The 1,381-nt window shown below is 75.6% G+C and carries 2 protein-coding genes; both read right to left on the bottom strand.

Features of this window, described 5'->3' with window-relative positions:
* A partial coding sequence (locus HMPREF3105_RS00225; RefSeq protein WP_141762354.1) for an ATP-dependent helicase occupies positions 1-1,133 on the bottom strand: 1,133 nt, incomplete at its 3' end.
* On the bottom strand, positions 1,121-1,381 hold a 261-nt coding region (locus tag HMPREF3105_RS00220), incomplete at its 5' end, for a PD-(D/E)XK nuclease family protein (protein WP_141762353.1). The genes HMPREF3105_RS00225 and HMPREF3105_RS00220, both read right to left, overlap by 13 nt.

Here is a 1,381-nt window from a genome sequence, read left to right as displayed (position 1 = left end):
TGCGAGACGTCCGCGTTCACACGCCGCGGGGCGCCGCCGGGACCGGTCTCCAGCCGGGGGAAGGCGTGCGGGAAGGCGAAGAGCTGTCCGGCGGAGGCGCCGCGGAAGCCGTAGATCGACTGGTGGGGGTCGCCCACCGCGGTGACGCAGTGCCCCAGCCCGGGCGCGTCGTCCTCGGGGCCGCGCGGGCCGAACAACCCGGCGAAGATCCGCATCTGGGCGTGGGAGGTGTCCTGGAACTCGTCCAGCAGCACCACGGGGAACCGCGCGCGCTCCTGCTCGCCGGCCGCCGGCACCTCGACGGCGATGCGCGCCGCGTGGCGCAGCAGGTCGCCGAAGTCCATGACGTCCTGCTCGCGCTTGACCTCGTCGTAGCGGGCCACGAGGTCCGCCATGAGGGCGCGGTCCGCCAGGCCGGTCAGGAACTCCTGGATCTCCTTCGAGGGGGTCTTGGCGCGCGGGGGCAGCGGCAGGGCGCTCCCCTGCTCGGCCAGCCGGGCCAGGAACCCGCGCACCTCGTCCGCGGTCACCAGGTGCTCGGCCATGTCCCCGGCCAGCCGCAGGGCCTGTGTGATGAGCCGGGACGGGGCCACGCCGAGGGTGTCCGCGACCACCGGATGCGAACGCACCACGGCGCCCATGAGCCGGTGGGCGTCCGCGCCCCCCAGCAGCCGCGCCTCCGGTTCCACGCCGATCCGCAGGCCGTGGTCCCTGACGAGCGCGCCCGCGTAGGAGTGGTACGTGGACACCGAGGCGCGGCCCAGGTCCTCGGGCTCCCCGTCGAAGCCGGGGATCTCGAGGCCGGAGCGCAGCAGGGCGTCCACGCGCCCGTTGATCCGCTCGGCGAGCTCACCGGCCGCCTTCCGGGTGAACGTGACGCCGAGGACCTCGTCCGGGCGCACGAGCCCGTTGGCCACGAGCCACACCACGCGGTCGGCCATGGTGGCGGTCTTGCCGGATCCGGCGCCGGCCAGCACCAGGCGCGGAGTGAGCGGGGCGGTGACCACCTCGGCCTGCTCCTGCGTGGGCGGGGGCAGCCGCAGCCGCGCCGCGATGTCCTCCGGGGAGTGGACCGCGTCCTCGACGCGCGGACGATCGGTCGGGGCGGCGGGATCGCCGGTCAGCGGGGCCATTCGGTGACCTGCCTTCCTTCGGAGCAGAGCGGACAGACGGAGGGCAGCGCGCACCGACGGGCGCCGGCCTCGTGGAGGGCGAGGAAGCGCGGCCCCGTGGTGCGGCGGGCCGCCGTGAACACCTGCTCGAGCGCCCAGGTGTCCTCGTCCTCGAGGGCCGGCTGGTCCTGCACCTTGGTCTTCTGGGTGCCGGCGCCGAGCTGGACGAGGGCCGCGCCGGCCGGCGTCGTGGGCCGCTCCAGCCCGGC

Source organism: Micrococcus sp. HMSC31B01, from assembly GCF_001816085.1.
GTDB lineage: Bacteria > Actinomycetota > Actinomycetes > Actinomycetales > Micrococcaceae > Micrococcus > Micrococcus luteus.
This window is presented reverse-complemented; position numbering and strand designations above follow the sequence as displayed.